This window comes from Flectobacillus rivi, assembly GCF_030056655.1.
GTDB classification, from domain to species: domain Bacteria; phylum Bacteroidota; class Bacteroidia; order Cytophagales; family Spirosomataceae; genus Flectobacillus; species Flectobacillus rivi.
On the sequence record NZ_JASHIE010000005.1, the window covers coordinates 234,181 to 252,159 of the forward strand.

At 37.0% G+C, this 17,979-nt stretch carries 26 protein-coding genes and 1 tRNA gene; 21 read left to right on the top strand and 6 right to left on the bottom strand.

From position 1 onward, the window contains the following. The first annotated feature begins 41 nt into the window (after window positions 1-41). From QM481_RS08830 to QM481_RS08845, 4 genes are read left to right on the top strand one after another with little or no spacing between them, the layout of a single operon-like run. Entirely contained in the window at window positions 42-392 is a 351-nt protein-coding gene (locus QM481_RS08830; RefSeq protein WP_283381465.1) for a hypothetical protein, read from the top strand. 43 nt (window positions 393-435) lie between these two features. After that, entirely contained in the window at window positions 436-777 is a 342-nt protein-coding gene (locus QM481_RS08835) for a hypothetical protein (protein WP_283381466.1), read from the top strand. Continuing rightward, window positions 737-1,909, top strand: coding sequence for a P-loop NTPase family protein (locus tag QM481_RS08840; protein ID WP_283381467.1), 1,173 nt, complete (start codon window positions 737-739; stop codon window positions 1,907-1,909). The genes QM481_RS08835 and QM481_RS08840 overlap by 41 nt, the downstream gene beginning before the upstream one ends. 22 nt (window positions 1,910-1,931) lie before the next feature. Further along, window positions 1,932-2,726 (top strand): DNA cytosine methyltransferase, encoded by a 795-nt coding sequence (locus QM481_RS08845; RefSeq protein ID WP_283381468.1) that lies wholly within the window; start codon window positions 1,932-1,934, stop codon window positions 2,724-2,726. 361 nt (window positions 2,727-3,087) lie between these two features. Here QM481_RS08845 and QM481_RS08850 read toward each other — a convergent pair whose 3' ends face one another. Next, the gene (locus tag QM481_RS08850; RefSeq protein WP_283381469.1) at window positions 3,088-3,330 is read right to left on the bottom strand and encodes a hypothetical protein; all 243 of its coding nucleotides are present in this window, start codon (window positions 3,328-3,330) and stop codon (window positions 3,088-3,090) included. A 113-nt stretch (window positions 3,331-3,443) separates the two neighbouring features. Between QM481_RS08850 and QM481_RS08855 the strand changes: the two genes are divergently transcribed. The 16 genes from QM481_RS08855 (at window position 3,444) to QM481_RS08930 (ending at window position 12,605) form a co-directional block, all read left to right on the top strand. Continuing rightward, entirely contained in the window at window positions 3,444-4,217 is a 774-nt protein-coding gene (locus tag QM481_RS08855; RefSeq protein ID WP_283381470.1) for a hypothetical protein, read from the top strand. Continuing rightward, window positions 4,217-4,984 (top strand): hypothetical protein, encoded by a 768-nt coding sequence (locus QM481_RS08860; protein WP_283381471.1) that lies wholly within the window; start codon window positions 4,217-4,219, stop codon window positions 4,982-4,984. Before QM481_RS08855 ends, QM481_RS08860 begins: the two co-directional genes overlap by 1 nt. 97 nt (window positions 4,985-5,081) lie before the next feature. Next, window positions 5,082-5,459 carry an LEA/WHy family protein gene (locus QM481_RS08865; RefSeq protein WP_283381472.1) on the top strand — a complete coding sequence of 126 codons (378 nt, stop codon included), beginning with the start codon at window positions 5,082-5,084 and terminating at the stop codon, window positions 5,457-5,459. Window position 5,460: 1 nt separating this feature from the next. Next, entirely contained in the window at window positions 5,461-6,093 is a 633-nt protein-coding gene (locus QM481_RS08870; protein ID WP_283381473.1) for a hypothetical protein, read from the top strand. A 45-nt stretch (window positions 6,094-6,138) separates the two neighbouring features. Continuing rightward, window positions 6,139-6,735 (top strand): hypothetical protein, encoded by a 597-nt coding sequence (locus QM481_RS08875; RefSeq protein ID WP_283381474.1) that lies wholly within the window; start codon window positions 6,139-6,141, stop codon window positions 6,733-6,735. Window positions 6,736-6,800: 65 nt separating this feature from the next. Further along, window positions 6,801-6,944, top strand: a complete 144-nt coding sequence (locus QM481_RS08880) for a hypothetical protein (protein ID WP_283381475.1) — start codon at window positions 6,801-6,803, stop codon at window positions 6,942-6,944. A 53-nt stretch (window positions 6,945-6,997) separates the two neighbouring features. Further along, window positions 6,998-7,513 (top strand): hypothetical protein, encoded by a 516-nt coding sequence (locus QM481_RS08885; protein ID WP_283381476.1) that lies wholly within the window; start codon window positions 6,998-7,000, stop codon window positions 7,511-7,513. A 35-nt stretch (window positions 7,514-7,548) separates the two neighbouring features. Then, window positions 7,549-7,839, top strand: coding sequence for a hypothetical protein (locus QM481_RS08890; protein ID WP_283381477.1), 291 nt, complete (start codon window positions 7,549-7,551; stop codon window positions 7,837-7,839). After that, window positions 7,832-8,482 carry a hypothetical protein gene (locus QM481_RS08895; RefSeq protein WP_283381478.1) on the top strand — a complete coding sequence of 217 codons (651 nt, stop codon included), beginning with the start codon at window positions 7,832-7,834 and terminating at the stop codon, window positions 8,480-8,482. The genes QM481_RS08890 and QM481_RS08895 overlap by 8 nt, the downstream gene beginning before the upstream one ends. 2 nt (window positions 8,483-8,484) lie before the next feature. Beyond that, entirely contained in the window at window positions 8,485-8,811 is a 327-nt protein-coding gene (locus QM481_RS08900; protein ID WP_283381479.1) for a hypothetical protein, read from the top strand. Continuing rightward, window positions 8,808-10,457, top strand: a complete 1,650-nt coding sequence (locus QM481_RS08905; RefSeq protein ID WP_283381480.1) for a phage head spike fiber domain-containing protein — start codon at window positions 8,808-8,810, stop codon at window positions 10,455-10,457. The genes QM481_RS08900 and QM481_RS08905 overlap by 4 nt, the downstream gene beginning before the upstream one ends. Window positions 10,458-10,477: 20 nt before the next feature. Further along, a complete protein-coding gene (locus tag QM481_RS08910; RefSeq protein WP_283381481.1) occupies window positions 10,478-10,864 on the top strand; it encodes a hypothetical protein in 387 nt (128 codons plus the stop codon). Between the two features lie 2 nt (window positions 10,865-10,866). Continuing rightward, window positions 10,867-11,247 (top strand): DUF1353 domain-containing protein, encoded by a 381-nt coding sequence (locus QM481_RS08915; RefSeq protein ID WP_283381482.1) that lies wholly within the window; start codon window positions 10,867-10,869, stop codon window positions 11,245-11,247. 7 nt (window positions 11,248-11,254) lie between these two features. After that, window positions 11,255-11,746: a hypothetical protein gene (locus QM481_RS08920; protein ID WP_283381483.1), complete on the top strand. Its 492-nt coding sequence runs from the start codon at window positions 11,255-11,257 to the stop codon at window positions 11,744-11,746. 283 nt (window positions 11,747-12,029) lie between these two features. Further along, window positions 12,030-12,287, top strand: coding sequence for a hypothetical protein (locus tag QM481_RS08925; protein WP_283381484.1), 258 nt, complete (start codon window positions 12,030-12,032; stop codon window positions 12,285-12,287). Window positions 12,288-12,299: 12 nt separating this feature from the next. Then, window positions 12,300-12,605: a hypothetical protein gene (locus QM481_RS08930; RefSeq protein WP_283381485.1), complete on the top strand. Its 306-nt coding sequence runs from the start codon at window positions 12,300-12,302 to the stop codon at window positions 12,603-12,605. A 72-nt stretch (window positions 12,606-12,677) separates the two neighbouring features. Here QM481_RS08930 and QM481_RS08935 read toward each other — a convergent pair whose 3' ends face one another. The 5 genes from QM481_RS08935 to QM481_RS08955 form a co-directional block, all read right to left on the bottom strand. Continuing rightward, window positions 12,678-13,139: a hypothetical protein gene (locus tag QM481_RS08935; RefSeq protein WP_283381486.1), complete on the bottom strand. Its 462-nt coding sequence runs from the start codon at window positions 13,137-13,139 to the stop codon at window positions 12,678-12,680. Further along, a complete protein-coding gene (locus QM481_RS08940; RefSeq protein ID WP_283381487.1) occupies window positions 13,139-14,290 on the bottom strand; it encodes a tyrosine-type recombinase/integrase in 1,152 nt (383 codons plus the stop codon). The genes QM481_RS08935 and QM481_RS08940 overlap by 1 nt, the downstream gene beginning before the upstream one ends. A 172-nt stretch (window positions 14,291-14,462) precedes the next feature. Next, window positions 14,463-14,536, bottom strand: a tRNA-Asn gene (locus QM481_RS08945). A gap of 166 nt (window positions 14,537-14,702) precedes the next feature. Next, the gene (rsmG, locus tag QM481_RS08950) at window positions 14,703-15,335 is read right to left on the bottom strand and encodes a 16S rRNA (guanine(527)-N(7))-methyltransferase RsmG (protein WP_166552606.1); all 633 of its coding nucleotides are present in this window, start codon (window positions 15,333-15,335) and stop codon (window positions 14,703-14,705) included. Window positions 15,336-15,372: 37 nt separating this feature from the next. Further along, window positions 15,373-16,545 carry a glycosyltransferase gene (locus QM481_RS08955; RefSeq protein WP_510186019.1) on the bottom strand — a complete coding sequence of 391 codons (1,173 nt, stop codon included), beginning with the start codon at window positions 16,543-16,545 and terminating at the stop codon, window positions 15,373-15,375. A 115-nt stretch (window positions 16,546-16,660) separates the two neighbouring features. Here QM481_RS08955 and tgt point away from each other — a divergent pair, with 115 nt between their 5' ends. Then, window positions 16,661-17,794 carry a tRNA guanosine(34) transglycosylase Tgt gene (tgt, locus tag QM481_RS08960; protein WP_283381489.1) on the top strand — a complete coding sequence of 378 codons (1,134 nt, stop codon included), beginning with the start codon at window positions 16,661-16,663 and terminating at the stop codon, window positions 17,792-17,794. The last annotated feature ends 185 nt before the right edge of the window (window positions 17,795-17,979 follow it).

A 17,979-nucleotide genomic window follows, 5' to 3' on the forward strand; every position in this document is an offset into this window, starting at 1 on the left:
ATAGGTTATCAATTACACTTAAAAAACTACGTAAAAGACAAATGACAAAGGCAACAACCCCTAACACTATCGCAACTAGAAGAGTAAACGGTAATTTTTTGTGGACAGTATATTCAAATGCTTTGAGATACAAGCAACTTGAATTTAAACAAAGATTAATTGATATGTCTGGAGGTAATGAGCAGACTCTTTGGCAATCATTCAACCGAGTTCAAACTATAGAAGGTAAGGAAGACAACTTTAATGCTGAAATAATTGGAGTTATGGTTCAAATATTTTGCGAGAATGAAATAAAGGTAAAGTTTGAGCTAACAGACCTAGAGAAGTTAAAAATGAAGTACAGCGCAATTATCCAAAATAAGCAGGAAACATTACCTCTATTCCGTAACTAGCCATAACCACCGCCCAATCAAAGGCGGTTATTTTCATTAAGCTATGACACAAGATGACAAGGCACTAATCAGAAAGTTTTGGGATTGGCACAAAAAGAGAGTTAGCCGAACAAACTCAACCTTTGACCTAGATTACTATGAATTAGTAGAAGACCTTTTGCAAATAGCAGAGAGACACGCTAATCAGAATGTAATACTTAGAAAAAAATATGAGAATGAAAATGCTCAGTTAATTATAAGTAATAGAGAGCTGATTGAAGAAAATACCAAACTGCATGAAATGCACACCCTTTTACTCTCTAAGATGCAGGAAATTGTACAAGACAATATAAGACTTACCAACTATGCTAACAGCAAAACAAAAGAAGGAACAATTACAGAATAATACAGAGGTAAAAGCTCCTATTATTCCGCTTACAGATATAAAGCCAACGCCTAAAAACTTCTCAATCCCTTCGGTTGTAAATGTTGGTATCAGTGACATTCTATCAAAAAGAATTGATTCTACCATAGAAATAAAGCCTATTATCCCAACTGTGTACATTGCAGATTCACGATTTGCAGTAAAAGGTGACATTAGTATGATTTCTGGCAAACCCAAAGCTGGTAAATCAACCATTACCAAAATGATTCTTGCTACTGCACTTATGGAAGAAGTCCCAAAAGATTTTGACTCTTTGGGCATTCGTTCAAACTACTGCAAAGGACAAAATGTAATCTACATTGATACAGAGCAAAACCCCGCTGACACATTTGAGTTTTACAACGAAGTAGTAAAGATTACAGGACTAAAAAAAGCCCCTGAAAACTTCATTGTTTTGAACTGGAGAGATTTCGATTATCAACAGTGCCTTGAACACTTAGTGGCAATATTTGAGCAAATAAAAGACATATACATGATTGTTCTCGATGGTATTACCGACTTGATACCATCAAGCAACGACGAAACAAGTTCCGTAATGTTAATACGGTATCTAATGAAAGAAAGTACTGTTCGGAACACCTGTATAATTGCTTGTATTCACGAAAACGGTGATTCTGGCAAAATGAGAGGGCATATAGGAGCAGAAGCCGCCCGAAAATGTCAGGGCACTATTTCGGTAAGATATGATGAAGCAAAGAAGGTAAGAGTAATTAAACCATTGTTTCTTCGTAGGGGCAAAATGTTTGAAGAAATATATTGGGAGAGTGAGAGCGGTATCCCTCGAAGCTGTTCGGCTGAATTAATCGAAAAGTTAAAGTCAGAACAAGCCACAGAAGACAAACGCAAAATCGAGTGTGAGGAGATTTTAAACCAAGTGTATATCAAAGCAAAGGATACAGGCTTAAACAGTGCAGAGCTTTTGAAATACGTGAAGACCTACCAACCAAGTAAAAAAGGGGAATCGGCAGACGCTTGCAGAAAAAGAGCAGGCAGGTACATTGATACGATGAAAAAACTAGAGTTGATTACTGAAAAAGACAACCTTTGGTACTACGACCGAACTGGACAGCAGGAATTATTTAATAATGAATAATGTGAACGATCGATATATGAACATGGGCGCCAAATCACATTTAGTTTTATCAACCTTTACAGGAATAGATATTTTAGGAAAAGGTTTTAGAGAGGAAGGTTTTATAGTTGTTTCCGCAGGGGATATTATGTTTGGTCAAGATATAAGGGAGTTTAAAAGCATACCAAACAAATTTGAAGGAGTTATAGGAGGCTCTCCATGTCAAGATTTCTCAAAGGCTCGCAGGGTTAAACCAACTGGATACGGTTTAGAAATGCTATTAGAATTTACTAGAGTTGTCGAAGAATCTCAACCACTTTGGTTTCTATTAGAAAATGTACCACAAGTACCGGACATTCACATTTCAGGATATAAAATACAACGGTTTTCACTCAGTCCCACTGATATTGGTTTTGAGCAAAACAGACCTAGACATTTTCAATTTGGTAGTAAAGAAGGATTTGTATTAGACATTGTAAAAAAGCCTTTCAATGGAGAAAAGAAACCTTGTATAACTGCTACAGAAGGCAATAAAAAAGATAGGAGAACTTTTGAAGACTTCTTAAAATTGCAAGGGCTAAATCATTCTTTTACTTTAGAAGGTTTCACAATCGCTCATAAGTACAGATTGATAGGCAATTCGGTTCATCTTGGAGTGGCAAAGTTTATAGCTAGTTCAATTCGTGAATCAACTGAGCCATCTAATGCCAGGAGAATCACAGATGTAAATATTTGTAAATGTGGATGCGGTCAAATAGTGAAAGGTAAAGCAAAGCATTTTAACGCAACGTGTAGAAAAAGAATGCAAAAGAAACGTGAACTTACCAGGGTTGTATAATGCAGATCATTCACAGAAACCCCGTGCCGTGTGGCATGGGGTTTTTCATTTTTCATTAAAACTAAGTTTTTAGGAGTGATTTTAGAATGATTTATAGACCCCTTTACGCCCATCCCTATATGGATGGACGGACGGACGGATATATATCTAGGGTAAGCGTCCGTCCGTCCACCCTATTTTGTCCAGTTTTGAGTAAAAATTAGGGCAAAAAAATAGGAAGGATTCAAGCCTATTTTTTAGGGTTTTGAATCCTTCCTTCAGGGGTGGACGGACGGACGTTTTACTATATATGCCCCCGCGTCCGTCCGTCCATCCGTCCGTCCACTTTTTTTTCTTCATTTTGCAGTATTTTAGCTTTCATTTAGCTATCAATTTGCCCACCGTTTGTACTGCATATAAGTTCTATATATTTTCTTTCTTCAATAGTGCAATATGGAGGTATTCCAAATGCCTTAATAATTGCAATAATTTGACGTGGCGTAAAAGTTTGTTTTGTTTTTTTTATTCCAATTTCATGCGGTAAGTCTTCGCACCAAATCGAAAAAATAGTTCTATTGATATTGTATAGCCTTAGAAAATCTTTTTTTGTGATACTGTTTTTCATAGTTGCCTGCATTTACTTAACCTTTCGTAAAGTTACGCAAACTTAACGTTTACGTATCACTAAACTTTGAACTAAGTTTGTACAACTTAATCACTAAGATATTTTCAAAATAAATGACTGTTAGTTATGTAGTAGATGGCAAAACCTATACCTATGAGTTGGATGATTCAGCGGTATTAAATAGTATAAATCTGGATTCGCTTGATTTGTCAAATATTCGCTTTATAGACTGGAATACAGGTTTTGATAATCCTATATCAATGCCTCAGGGTTTCGGGGATGGTTCGGCAGGTGGTTTTGATTTGCATTATCAAAATACTCTAAATGCAATGTCTTATTTAGGGAATATCTCTAAGGCAACTAGCAAAGAGGATTTTGATAGATGGTACGATAAGTTTAAAGAAACAGTCGGGAATGAGCTTAATTATGAGTTTAGAGTACTTGAAATGATGGTTGAAAGGTTTAATGCTGACTATGGTAGCATTACTCCAGAAATAAGCTCTAAAATAGCACAAGTTCAGGTTGTTGCAATAGAAGTTAAGAACCTACTTATATTATTTCCATCAATGGTTAAAATCGTTGCTACATTATCAACAATAATAAGTTCATTAACGATTGTAGGGGCAATTATAGGAGGATTAGAAATGATTTCTACTGTAGTTCTACAAAGTGAAAAGCCAAAACGAGAACAAGCCATTTTAAAGCAAGCTGAAAAAGTTCAAAACCTAATTGAAGCTTACAAGTCAGATGCTCTTTATAACGCTCTAAACAGATTTGAAACTAAAGTTCCTAAGAGTACAACTGCATCAAATCAATACAGCGATATTTTCCTTATTGCGGTATTTGTTGCTATTGTGCTAATCATATACAAACTCTTTAACAGATAATGGCAAATGTACCCCATGTTGCCATTGTCGCAACTACCAAACGAATTAACTACAGTGAGCTATTTAAAGCTACTGAAGCAATAATCTATCAAATCAGAAACCACGTCACCCAACACTGGGATAAAAATGTTTACTATGGTTTGACGGCTGAAATTAAAGCCTATGAAAATATTAGCTCTGTGCCTTATGGGAGTTGGTTGGTTACAATCGATGAAGAAATAGACACTAATTCTTACGGCTATCACTACGTATTAGAGAAAAATGAGTCATTCGCCCCTAAGGGTACACCATACGCACGACTTAAATACGACAAGATTTGGACTCTAATACTTAGTCATGAGGTCACAGAGCTTTTAATTAATCCATACCTACAAAACTTTAGATATGCTGAAATTGGAGGTAAAAAAGTAAGGCTTGTTGTTGAGCCGTCCGACCCTGCACAATTTAAGGATTTTGGCTATCTGGTAAATGGTGTATTGGTTTCTGACTTTACGACCCCAAACTATTACGATTTAGTTTGGACACCTAATACTAGATATTCATGGACGGGGCAAATATCTAAACCTCTGGAACTATTGGAAAACGGCTATTTCAGTTTTCAGTATTTAGACAGGTTAGATGTCTGGTTTCAGATGTGGAAAGTTAGGGGACAAATAGTAACCAAGAATGTTACTGATTTGGCAAGCAACAACAAGGGTACAACCACTATTCTAATTTTTATCATTATCCTAATTATTTACTACTGGTATGGAAGAAAACAAAAGTAGAAGGGGTTTCATTTGGCTAGTGCTCGGGGTCTTTGTAACAGTTGGTATTTTCTTATACTCCAAGATTAGTACAGCTACTAAGCTAACGTATAAAATCATGACCCCTGAAAGTATTCGTTTCAATTTCAGCAACTTTAAACTGACATGGTTGCAACCAGTTGAAATTACTAATCCGACAAATACGGGTATTTGGTTACGGCTAATCCAGTTTGATGTATTGTTAAAAGGCTCAACAATTGGTTCAGGGTTTCTGAATGAAAGTGTAGTGATACAATCTCTAAACAAAACCATCTTAAAAGTGCCCTGCACAATTGGAGTGCTTGACATTTTAACGGCTATTCCCGATTTCATTGACCAATTTTCAAAGCGTACAGTAACATTCGACTTAAAAGGAAATATCAACGCTGAAGGTTTTACAATTGGTGTCGAGAGTTCCGCAAACCTAACCATTCCAAATCTATCATTCTTAAAATAAGATGGCTTATATCGAACAACGATTACCCGTGTATTATGCCACTTTGCAAAAGGAATACGGCTTATCCTATACCGATATTCAAGGACTTGACAAAAATAACCGTGTCTATGTACTTGAAATTGCAAAGGCTGACACGATGAAAGATAAAGGGTATTCAACAACCCAAATCTTAGACTACTACAAAAAGCAAGGCTATAATGCCACACAGCTTGCAAGCATTGAAAACTACCTAAATACCCGAACCGTAAAAGATACCAACGGGCAAACAGGACAGTCGAAACTTTATAAAACAGTCGATGACATTCAAAAGGTATCGGGTGCGGTTTTACCAATTGCTGAAAGTCTGGCAAAAATATTCGGGATTGGTGGTAATTCGCTAAATAGTCAAATCAATATCCCTAACCTTTCTGACTATAAAGCAGTGTCAACGGACGGATATACTAATTACAAGATTGATACAGCAACGGGTAAAATTTTAGAAGGTACAGGCGTTGACGTTACACCGCCAAAAGTCAACGTATCCAGTTTACCGTTTGGCTTATCGGTAGAAACATTGGTCTTAATCGTCCTATTTCTGATAATCGTGTACTTATACTTTAAACCGTCCGAAAAGACCACTAAAGGCAAAAAATAAACCTCTTTCAAAACTTTTCAAACTTTTTAACAACCCACTAATAAAATGGCTTATTCTTCAGATAAAAAAGTCAAAATCTTAATCAATACTGGTGCTCAAAACGGGCAAAACGGATACAGTAATTTGTTTGTTGGTCAAGATGACGCAGGCAACAGATTTTTCTTACAAGTAGAAAAAAGTGGTGAAAATCGTGTTTGGATGTACAAAACTCGTTCTTGGGCTTCACTTCATACTTCTACAGGTGATACCAAAATTGACCCTAAAGTAGATTATTCGGGCTTTTTGGATGTGGCACAACCTGACTTTGTGAGCAATGCCGATGGATTAATCCCAGACGTAAATATCACTAATGATGCAGGGGGACGCTTAAAGGCATTGACCAACCCATCAGGAAACACACCTGTATTCTCATTGTTCGGTGATGGTATCACGACAAACCCATTTGCAAATGGTACTACTGACAGCATTTACACACCTCCTGTAAAAGCTACAGCGTCAGGCATCCTTGCCAGTATTTCGGAGTTTTTCACACAAAACCCGTTAACCTCTTTGGCTATTGCTGCAGGTATCATTATTGGCGGTGTTTGGCTCTATAACAATATGGATGAAGGGGGTAAGAAGAAAAAGAAACGTCGTGGCTAGTAAAAAACTTTAGTAGGGGTAAAAGTCCCCTACTTTTCAAACAATCACTTATAAAAAGCTGACAAATGGCACGTATCAAAATCACTAAGAAAATGACTGCTAAACAAGCAGAAAAGGCAATCAAGCGACTCGATGACGAAGAAAAAAGAGTATCACTTGTTAACAAGGCATACGCTAAAAAGGAGAAAGTCGAACGCATGAAAAAATAAGGTTTCAGGGCTTAGACTTAAATCTAAGCCCTAAACCATAAAGCTCTAAAATCATGGAAAAAGACTTTGAAAGATTAGAGAGATTGTTGAGGAGTTCAAAGGCTACTATTTGGCGTATAGAAAACAACTCAGGCGTAAAAAAAGGTAGCTACGAAGGAGAAACAACGGAAGACGCTATTCAAGCACTTAGAGACCGTTACAATGACCTTTCAGCAGGTAATTACGTACTCAAATATCGTAAAGCCTCAACAAACGAAAAGGGACAGGATTCTGAAAACTTTGTTGTTCCTCGTAGCGGTAAAGAATCTAGTAACTATCAATCATCAAACAACATGGGAGACTCTCTACAAACCTTACTGCAAATTGTACAACAACAGGCAGAAATGAAGGTTGAAATGCAGTACATGAGAAAAGAGTTAGACCAACTCAAACAGGAGGTAAAAGCCATTTATGATGACCTAACCGACGACGACCCCGAAAATGACAAATCTGCTTTAGATAGGCTCTCAGAAATAGCCGATAAAGTACCCAAAATTGCCAATACTGTTAAGTCATTCAAAGACTTATAAAAGCTAAACAAGGAATCTTAAAACTGTAAAATAACATGGAAACTGCAAACACTAAAAACCCTAAAGATATTGTATTTGAATTTGCTGATATGCTATCAAAAGCATTAGGCACAAACGAAGAACCCAACATTGAAAAAGCTTGTGTAGTACTAATGCACATGACCGAATTAGGGCACAAAAACCCTGCATTTATCCGTAAAGTGTTTTCAGATAAGTTTATGTCTGAAATCGCTGATTTAGTGCCAAAATTCCAACGTGGCGAACTGGGAATGTTTGATTTAATCCCAATCGGCACTAGACTCAAAAAAGTGTTTGAAGATGCTTGATAACGAAAACCAATACCTAACCACAAAGCCCAACTATACGGTAATTATCGTGCTTGGGCTTCTTCTCTTATACTTATTAATCAAAGACGAACTGGCACAGAGCGCACAGATTAACAATGAGAATAAAATCATTGAAGACCCTAATTATAATCTAGCCTCTCAACTTCGTTCAGCGTTCAATATTTCACTTATTTCTGATTGGATTACCACCTATGACGAAGATATGATTTTTGACGTAGCAGGTAAAATTACAGACTGGCAAGGGGTACAACAAGCCTATTACAAACTGTACTCTGAAACCCTAATTTCAAGGCTTGGAAAAGTATTCAAAGACTCCCCTCAAAAGTTGAATCTATTCTACTCAAAGGTATCAGGAACAAAGAATACTAATCCATTAATCCCTAAAGGTGGAAACCTGAAATTGGGGGCACAAACGACCTCAATAAACCCAACTACAGCCTTTGACCTTGAAGATTCAAGGATTGTACTTAGGACTTATTCAGCAGGTAAAGAAGTAGGTAAATATCTTGGAGACTTCAATAAGCAAATCAAGGGCATAACGTATGCTGTTATCGAAATCCCATGGTATGTAGTACTTACCAAAAAGGCACTTGTAGTTAAAAACGACCTAATCACATATTAATCATGACAAACGATTTTTTAGGCTTTGGGCTAAAACACACTACCGAGTTAGTGACCAAAAACCCACAGGAAGTATCTAGCCACTGTATGGCTATTGATTTCGAAAATACAGGGGATAATACGGCATATATCGCAATCAAAGGCGGGGATGAGAATGTAAAATATACCCTTGCCAAAGGTGATGCCGTTTCTTTCCCTCCCAACGGTTCTACCAATCCAGTTTTGCGTGTAGAAGATACTTTTGTTATCACCTTCCAAGTAGGTGCAGGACAAAGTAAAGTACAGGTTACAAAAGGTTATGCAACTCCAAAAGTATTATCATTCCCATGATTAGAAAACGAATCAATATTCAAACACAAATTGATGCAGTTAATCAAGCGGCTGCACAAGCACTACAATCTGCACAAAGTGCCGTTTCTGTATCTCAAGGACAAACAACAACTAGACCAAAAGGTAGACCAATTTTTTTAGTTGATTTTGCTAATAGCAGATTTTTAGACCCTCGTTTCACTTTTCTAAGGAACTCCGTAGGTACTTATGTAGACCGTTTTGGGAGTATCAAAACTGCTCAAATTAATAAGCCTCGTTTTGAGCATGACCCAATAACAGGGGAAAGTTTAGGAATATTATACGAACCATTAGTGCAGAACCTTTTTACCTATTCAAATAATTTCGCAGATGTAAGCTGGACAAAAGCTGACCATGATATTGACGTTTCAACAGAGGTTAGCCCAGATGGAACAAATTTCGCAACAAAACTGATTGATAATTCTAATAATACGGAAGGTGTATTAAAGAAGAGTGTAACAATTTTAGCAAACACCAATTACACAGTCTCTATTTTTGCGAAAGCAGATACAACAGGTGCAGAGTTCAAAATAGGTGTAAGTAGTAATGGTTCTGGTGCACAGGCAGTTTTTGACTTATTTACAGGTACAAAAACGTATGGAAATACGTTCGGAACAACATTTACTCATGTAGATTCGAAAATCAAAAAGTATAAAAATGGATGGTATCGATGCTCTCTTACCTATTCTACTACTCAAACAAGTGTCAGCCATGGAATATTCCTAAAAAGTGGAATTCACACTGGTAATGGTTCATACTGCCACATTTGGGGCGCTCAACTTGAAAAAGATATTAAAGCTAGTTCCTATTTCGAGAATCAGGCTACTATTCTTACTAGAGAGCAAGATTATATACTTGTCAATGGCACTACATTTCAACAGGTTTTCGGTAAAATTCAACGTGGTACCATATTCGTATGTGCAAAGACAGGAGAGCCTAATCCAGCCTATGGTATTAATGGTAAATACTGTCTATTCCAAGGACCACTTACTACGAATGGTAATAATCGTATTGGAGTACTATATACCACAGATAATCGTACACAAGGGTATATAGTAAAAGATGGTACAACTATATATGAATATCCAACTACTATTGCTCCTAATACAGAAGTAAGATTGACCCTTGCTTTCGATACAGGGTTTGCTAGAAGTTTTGTAAATGGAACTGGAAAAACTGTGTCAAATAATGCAGTAATTCCAAATCTTACTGAATTTCGTATTGGTTCTGATACAAGTCCGTGTACAACAATCAAACAAATAGCATTCTGGAACGAAGTCTTGAGCGATGCAGAAATGACAGCATTAACAACAGTTGGACTATCTGGAAAAGATGGTAATCAAATTCCATCTGTGAGTGATTTAGGAGGTAATGCCTTTATTAGACCAGAATCCATATTGCGTTCAAACTCCCGTCAACACTTCACAATAGACGGAACAGGTGCAAGCATCACCAGAAACATTCGTTTCAATTTCGATTTTGATTTTGAAATTGTAGATTCCAGTGGTTGCGCTATTACCTCCCAACCGTCTGCATCGTGTTTGGCAAACACTGATAACGCTTTAGTTTTTAGTGCGCCACTGGTTAAAAGCCTAACCTATGCAGTGACTCCAAAATTTGAGTATTAACCCTAACCGCCAACAAAACAATGAAGAAGGCTTTAATTACCACTAAATACCCTGTAACGGTTATTCCTACACAAATGCGTTTTGGTTTAACCCGTGATATGTTCGAATTGGAAGGACAAAAACTTTGTGAAATCTCATACGAAATTTTAGCAGATAAGTACCTAAAAACAGTCGAAGTGCCCGACGAAGTAGGAAACCGTACTGAAGAAATTGAATTAGATTTTGCAACACCTGTTTTGTATCATTCAGACCGCAAAATCATTCCTTATTCAATGTATCTGCTTATTGAGCAATACAGAATTAGTAATGAACCCGAACTACTTCAGCAAATCAATACTGCTCTGGGTTCATTCCAGTTCGAAGGCTCTTTGTCTGGTTTCTCCCTTCAGGTATCAGATATTGCCTAGTCATGAATGACATTGTTGTACGATACCTTGAAAACGTAGAGAAATCAGACCTTTGGAAGCTCGAAAAACCTGTACGTTTCAAGGTATCGCAATACGGAACAATCATTATACCACAAGGTTATATCACAGATTTTGCAAGTTCACCGCAAATACTTTGGTGGTTTGTTCCGCCTATTGGAAAGTACAACCGAGCAACACTTTTGCATGACTTCCTTTATGAAAACAGAATACTAGGGTTTAATTACTCAAACAGGGAAGCCCGAAAAATAGCCGATGACACTTTTCTATTAATAGCCAATCAGACAGACCCTAAAGCTAAAATCAAGCACTATATCATGTATCTAGCTTTAAGACTCTTTGGTGGCTTCAGGTGGATTAAATAACCTTGTTATGAATCAAAAAATCATTGTGATTGTGCTAGTACTCTTAATCCTGTACTACACAGTTTTTAAAAGCAACGCAAACGACCTACCAACCACTATGCAACCTATCGACACAACAGTAAGAGGGCAACGGAACAAAAACCCTCTGAACATCAAAAAGGGAGGCTCAACCGACTGGCAAGGAACAGTCGGATACGACGAACAGGGGCACGCCATTTTTTCCAGTATCGAATATGGAATCAGAGCTTCACTAAAAGACCTTTCTGGCAAGATAAACAGAGGGGTAAACACTATCAATAAAATTGTAAGTGTTTGGGCACAAGCTAATACAGGCAACTATGCCAACTATGTATCTAGCAATTCCAAAATAGATAAAAATGCAGTTCTAACCTTTGACAAAGAAACCATGCGAAAAGTAGTGTACTATATGGGAATCTGGGAAAGTAAATACAAGATTTCAAAAGAACAGTACGACACCGCTTGGAATATGCTCTCATAAATGGATATAACCTCTTTCTCTCCACTTCTAAACATAGCCGTTTCATTGTGTTCTGTTATTGGCTTATACATAGCCCAAAACAATAGAATTATCAAAGCAGAGGCAAAACTAAGCGAGTTAGAATCCCGCTTAAACCGTAAAGATAAGTATGATGATGACCTCAAAAAAAAGGTTGATGACATACAGCACATTGTAACTGAAGTTGCAACGATTGTTAAGCAGATAAAAACGTGAATCTCCTGGTCTTTATGTAGGCAGCTAAATCACAGTAATAATTAACAAGATGAGAAATGACAATAGTAAGGAACTCGAAGAACTGAGAAAAGAAATAGAACTCTTAAAGCAAAGAAAAGGGCTGTTTTCTGGACTTGCTGAAGGTGCTCAAAATACTTTCAAAAGCCCTCTTACCTCTATTGTCTCAGTATTATTTGCCAGTCCTGTAGTTTACAAAGGCATTATCCAAAATGATACAACTCTGATTTCTTTAGGGCTTGGTATTGTGTCAAATGGATTACTAACTAATGAAAAAAACCCTCAATAAACCCCTAATCAAATGAAATGGTTAAAATCTTTCTTATTGGTTCTACTCTCTTGTGTGGGACTCTTATTTATGGCTTCAGAAAGTCAAGCAAAAACCAAAACCCAAACGACAATCTATTTATCTGATACCGCAAAGGTTATTCACGTTCCCGACTGCACTTTTGACACTATCCGACTAGGTGAAAGAACCAAGCTGAAAAACAAAGGCAAACGGTACTACTACACTGACAAAGAATGTACAGTTGTAGAAGTAGATAAAAAAGAAAAATCGTGGATCAGCATCGTAGCAAAATTTATACGGAAAGTTCTCAAAGTGTAGCAGATTCCTAATCCTTTTAGCTCCATATAATTAAAAACCCCTCTGACTATGTCGGAGGGGTTTTTCTATTGATTACTTCTTATATTTTAATTCTAAACTTTCCAATTCTTTTGCAAAGTCTGGCAATATATCTGGCATAGCTAACCAAGCATAATTATGATAAACCTTATCTTTAATCATGTTATTCGTAGAATCACTTAGAATAAGTATGAATTTATTTCTAAAGGTTGTCTTTGAGTGAGGTATAAACTCATAGGAAAGTACAGCCTTTGGCTTTTCTTCAGATATTGTTCTTTGTAATTGCTCTTTAAAATCCCGTGAACTTTCAACATTAAACGAACGACTTACAAAGTATAAATCTGGAAATCTTACTTGTAAACGCTCAACCCATGATTTTGATTTACGAACATTAATTTCATTTGAATCTTCTGATTCTTTGCAGAAAAATATAATTTTTGCTTCAGAGTTATAAACAGGCACTTGCTTTTGAACCGTACAGGAAGCAAATAAAAGGCAGAATAATACTTTTTTCATTACATTAAGTGTTTGGTACTATTAATTATCAAAATTTTATTCATGATGTCAGCATAGTGTTTTTGGGTGGTAACTATGCTTTTGTGCCCCAATATCCTACTAACTACTTCAATCGGAACCTTATTAGTCAAAAAGAACATACCCGCAGTTTTTCTTCCTATTTTGGTGGTGAGATTAAAAGGTAAAGACAGCATCTTTTCCAATACATCCAAAGCCCTATTTATTCTATATGTGGGTTGTGTAGGTAACTGATAATCATACTTTTCTAACATTTTTCGTGCCCTGGGAAGAATTGGAATAATTTGTAAACTCTTATTCCTAGTCTTGCCTCTTGTAATCTTAATACAATCAGACTCGAAGTTATCTTTACCTAATTTCAAAAGCTCGTTATTATCCAAACTGGTATAGGTTGAAAATAGGAATAAATCTACACAGCTTTGAAACTGCTTATCTGAAAACTTTAATTTCTCAATAGCTTCTACCTGTTCCTCACTCAGATATAAAATTGGCTTTGATGGGTCACGGCTGAAGGATTTCAAGCTCAATTTATTCTCCTCACAAAATCCCTCATCAATACAGTAATCTAAAACCGTGTTAAGATAGCTTATATTCCTAATTGCATGATTATTGGACATTTTCCCACCTGAAAGAAGGTGCTTGTAATACTTTTTCTCAAAGCCTTTTTTTACTTCGTGTATTTGGTAATTTTCTCCTACAAAACTTTTCAGATGGTCACGGGAATAATACCACTTTTGAATGGTCTTTTCTGATAACTCCTTATCAGTGCCCTTGTAGCTCTCTTTTTCGTCCTTAATGTATTTTTCAAAAGCTTGTACAAGTGTAGGAGGTGGAACGTCCTTTTCAAGATACATTTTTCGAACGGTAAAAGCGTCTGGAATATCAAGGTTATTGATAATAGATTTTAGTGTGGTTCTTACATTTTCTAGGGCTTTTCTATCTTCGTGTAGTTCTTCACTACTTCCAATGATAGTTTGTGCTTTCTGAAGCCAATTTTCAGGATTACACCTGACACCAGAAAAGAAATCTGAAGCGGTCACACCATTGACTGTCAAACGAACATAGATAGGGGTTAGCTTGGTGTGTGGATTGTGGTTTTGTGAACGTAAACGGAACTTGATAGAATACAACATTCTTTTTTCATATAGAACTTTTTTATTATGTGATTAATAGAGTACCCAAATAACTATACAGTACCCATATTAGTGCAAAAACCAAAAAGCCCTAATATTAAGTATTTTATACTAGAAACCTTAAAGTATGGGCATAAAAAAAGCCACTCGAAAGTGGCTTTACAGTGCTGTGCTCCCTCTCCTGGGCTCGAACCAGGGACCCCATGATTAACAGTCATGTGCTCTAACCGACTGAGCTAAGAAGGAATCTCTTTACAATTTTGTGTTTCTTTGTTCCTGAATTGTGATGCAAAATTATGCGCTTTTTTGTTACTATGCAAGTATTTTAAGCAAAAAAATTACAAAAAAACGCACTATTTTGTATTATTCCCTGATTTTCAAAAACTTATCTTGTAAACTTTTTTTGAAATTTTTATACCATCGGAACGTGAATGACCTTTTTAGTCTCAAAAAACTCTTCTGTGAAGTATTCGTGTAGTTCGAATGTTCTTGTCTTTTTTCCTAATTCTTTTAATTCTTCACCCAAATCGCCTCCTTTCAAATACAAAATCCCGTTTTTGAGCTTATTGTAGCAGTTGATGTTCACTTTGCCTTTTACCCATCCGTAAAATGGAGTGATACGTGTTACAGCACGACTCACGATAAAATCGTATTCGCCATCTACTTGCTCAGCGCGAATTTGTTCGGCACGTACGTTTTCTAAACCTAAGGCGTTTGCTACCTCTGTTACGACCTTAATCTTTTTACCAATGCTATCAATTAAATGAAACTGGCAATGTGGAAACATAATAGCCAAAGGAATACCCGGGAATCCACCGCCTGTACCTACGTCCAGAATTTCAGAGAAATCTTTGAAGTTGACCACCTTGGCAATACCCAATGAATGAAGAATGTGCTTTTCGTAGATATTCTCGATGTCTTGGCGAGATACTACATTGATGCGCTCGTTCCACTCACGATATAATTCGCCCAATTGAGCAAATTGTGCTTTCTGCTTTTCGGTGAGCTGTGGAAAGTATTTTTCTATCAGTTTTGAATCGTTCATAATCGAAAAAAATGGATAAATAAATTTGTAGGATAAACTAACGCCAACGCATTTTCTTGCGCTTAGGCAGGGTATTGACCACGCCCATCACTACATAGTAAACTGTCATTAAAAAATCCCAATAGGGAATACTGTAAGATGATATAGTTCGGTCGAGACGTGTATTGATTTTGCCTAAAACTACCCATTGAACAATCAATCGAAGCAGCCAAAGTCCTAATACACAATATACTAACTGACTAAACACTACCAAAGGTATTAATATGATAAAACTTAACCAAAATAATATCTGAGAGCTCGCTATTATACCAAGCGTAAGTTTATGATTTGCTTTATAGTATTTACTGACCGAAATATGTCGAGTTTTTTGACGATACCAATCTTGCCAACTGTGTTTTGGAATAGAATACACAAATGAGGCTTCGTCCAAGCAAATAGCCGTATTCTGTTCATTGGCTACGTCATTCATGAATAGATCGTCGTCGCCACCCAAAATATTGGTATGTTTAGCAAACCCTCTATTTTTGAAGAATAAGGACTTACGATACATCAAATTGCGACCTACGCCCATGTAAGGCATGCCATAAAGTGCCAAACCAAAATACTGAACCGCTGTCAGAAGGGTTTCGTAGCGAATAAACTTATTCAGCGTAGTCTTTTCTGGAAAATAGGGCGAAAATCCTAAAACAATTTCTTTGCCTTTAGTCAAGCATGAAGCCATCGATTGAATCCAAGTGTTCGACTGTGGGCGACAATCAGCGTCCGTTAATAGAATTACATCATATTTAGCAGATTTGATGCCTAGTGTCAAAGCATATTTTTTAGGAGATAAATGCTCTGGTGTTTCTTCGATTCGAATAAAACGGAGATGCTTGAAATTGTGAGCTTCGGTCAATAAAAAATCATAAGTGCCATCATACGAGCGGTCGTCTACCACGATAATCTCAAATTTTGGATACTCTTGGGCATCGAGCATGGGCAGTAGCTCTTCGAGATTACGTATTTCGTTCCAACTACATACTATCACCGATACAGGAGGCAATGCCACCAAATCGCTGACAGGTGCTTCATATTGATTGATTTTATTGAAAACATTCAATATAAAATACAATTGAATCCCAAGGGATAATAGGAACAAAATGAGTAAAAAAGGAACCAAAGCGAACTGACTATTAAGTTTTAAAACGCAAAGATAGTGAATCCTTATCACTGCAATGCTGATAAGTGCGTAGATTTTGGTAACTTTGCAGGCTTTTCGAAAAAGTAGAGTTGCTTAATTATGACCTACTTGTAAGATAGAGTTCATTTTATTTTAGTACGAAAATATGACTTTTGACATACATAGCACCGACCCCAACAGCAAGGCTAGAGCAGGGGTGATTCATACCGACCACGGAGATATTCAAACGCCTATCTTTATGCCTGTGGGTACAGCAGGCTCGGTAAAGGCGGTTCATCAACGTGAATTAAAAGAAGATATCAAAGCCCAAATTATTTTGGGAAATACCTACCATTTATACCTACGCCCAGGACTAGACGTGTTGGAGCGTGCAGGTGGTTTACATAAATTCAATGGTTGGGATAGACCCATTTTGACCGATTCGGGTGGATATCAGGTATATTCATTGGCGGGTACAGGTCGCAAAATCAAGGAAGAGGGTGTTACTTTCAAATCACATATCGATGGTTCGATACATCATTTTACGCCTGAGCGAGTGATGGATATTCAGCGAAGCATTGGTGCTGATATTATTATGGCATTTGACGAGTGTACACCGTATCCATGTGATTACAAGTATGCACGTGAGTCGATGGAAATGACCCATCGTTGGCTCAAACGCTGTTGTGATCATTTTGATGCCACCGAACCAAAGTACGGTTACAGCCAAACGCTCTTTCCTATTGTTCAAGGTAGTGTGTACAAAGATTTACGTGTAAAATCTGCCGAGGTAATCGCTAGTTTTGATCGTGAAGGTAATGCAATTGGAGGCTTGTCTGTAGGAGAACCTGCCGAAATGATGTACGAAACGACCGACATCGTAACTGATATTTTACCAAAAGATAAACCTCGTTATCTGATGGGTGTGGGTACGCCTGCCAATATCTTGGAAGGTATTGGATTAGGTATTGATATGTTCGACTGCGTTATGCCTACTCGCAATGCTCGTAACGGAATGCTATTTACGACAGAAGGTATTATCAATATCAAAAACGAGAAGTGGAAAGATGATTATTCACCGATTGATGCTGGTTTGGATAGCTATGTGAGTAACTTTTATACAAAAGCGTATTTGCGTCACTTGGTAAAAGCAGAAGAGATTTTAGGTGCAATGATTGCCAGTGTTCATAACCTTACGTTCTATCTATGGTTAGTAGGTCAGGCGCGTGAGCATATTTTGGCAGGAACTTTCCGTGCATGGAAAGACCAAATGGTCGTAAAATTGATGCAAAGACTTTAGGAGTGTAGAGCTTTGAGTTCTATTGAGTGAATTGTGGTTGAGCGATTTAGTGATTATTTTTAATAGAAATTTTATTAGTAGAGACGCAATGCTTTGCGTATTACAATAGGAATATTGTTTCAGGTATCTAATTTTATAGAGAGGCGTGAGTATTACGTCTCTACTTTCTAAATAAAGATTTAGCG